The sequence below is a fragment of the Pseudomonas sp. 910_23 genome, assembly GCF_052850795.1.
In genome coordinates, this window is sequence record NZ_VXCZ01000047.1 from 1 (window position 1) to 1,256 (window position 1,256).

General features: G+C 52.5%; 1 protein-coding gene. It reads right to left on the reverse strand.

The window, feature by feature from the left end; genetic code table 11:
* Positions 1 to 48 precede the first annotated feature (48 nt).
* Positions 49 to 1,173 carry an IS481 family transposase gene (locus FW800_RS27255; protein ID WP_446438862.1) on the reverse strand — a complete coding sequence of 375 codons (1,125 nt, stop codon included), beginning with the start codon at positions 1,171 to 1,173 and terminating at the stop codon, positions 49 to 51.
* Between the last annotated feature and the right edge of the window lie 83 nt (positions 1,174 to 1,256).

Below are 1,256 nucleotides of genomic sequence, written 5' to 3' on the forward strand. Positions count from 1 at the left end.
ATAGACCGGACACATGGTGGACACATGTGCGGGGACATGGTTGACACATTATGGGCCATAGTCAGGTTTGCTCAGGTCGATCGTTCTTAGAAAGTGATGGCAGAAGTAAACATCAAAGAGACCGTCTTTTTCAGGGTTAGGTCGTATTCCGATGTGATGACCATTCAGGCCCTTGGCGATGCTGAAATAGCGTTTCTGAAAACGAAATCGGCTGTGATACGCCTTGATCGACACATCATCCGGCCCGTACTCGAAGGGTGATAACTGCTGCGGGTAAGCCCAAGGGCTGGACCGATACCGGTCCATGGGCACCTTGTAGTCCAGTGCTTGATGAGGACGCTGCAGGTTATAAACCTCACGCCACTGATCAAATGCGGTTTGAGCCTCCTTGATCGTGGAAAATTGCCGTCCATTAAGCACCTCTGCCTTGAGTGATCGATGAAAGCGCTCGATCTTTCCGTTGGTTTGAGGGTGATAGGGGCGACTGAAACTGATCCGGATTCCCAAGCTAATCAACCAGATACTTAACTCTGTGATTTCACCGGGGTTGCGCGGCGATCCCCATGGAGGACCGTTATCAACATTGATACGAGCGGGCAATCCGAAGCGTTGGAATACCTCAATCATCTTCTCCTTCACTGTGCCCCCGCGTTCGTTATCACACGCCTGAATAGCTAAATTGAATCGCGAGTGATCATCCAACAAGGTCAGGGGATGGCATCGACCTTCTTGAGTTGCGAAATGCCCTTTGAAGTCCATCTGCCAAAGGTCGTTAGGCGCATCGTGTTCAAATCTCAGCTTTGCTTCCTGTTCCTTCTGAACGGGCTGAATCAGGTCGTGTCGGTGCAGCACGTTAGTTACTGTGCTGGGAGCAATTTGCTTTTTCAAGATGCTGCTGATTGTGCGTCCGCCCCAGGCCGGATGTTCCTGCCTGAGCGCTACGACCTCCGCCTCCAGGGCCGCATTGGTCAGTTTGGGACTGGTAGCTGGTTTTCGGGACTCTTCTTGCAGCCCCGACTGCCCTTGCATCTCGTATCGTTTGAGCCATTTATAGGCCGTTTGCGGGCTGATGCCGAAGCGTCGACACAGTTCTCTTTTATTACTGCCGGGCTGCCGTGCTAAGGCAACGAACTCTTCTTTCAGGCTCATGGTATCTCTCGTGTTCCAAGGCATGATGGCTTTCCGGCGAAGTTGGCTCGCCGAAAAGTGTCCACCATGTCCCCGCACACCCGTCAACCATGTGTCCGGTCCGTACA

Coding starts and splice junctions, on each gene's coding strand:
- FW800_RS27255 (WP_446438862.1), bottom strand. CDS start 1,173: ATGCCTTGGAACACGAGAGATACCATGAGCCTGAAAGAAGAGTTCGTT.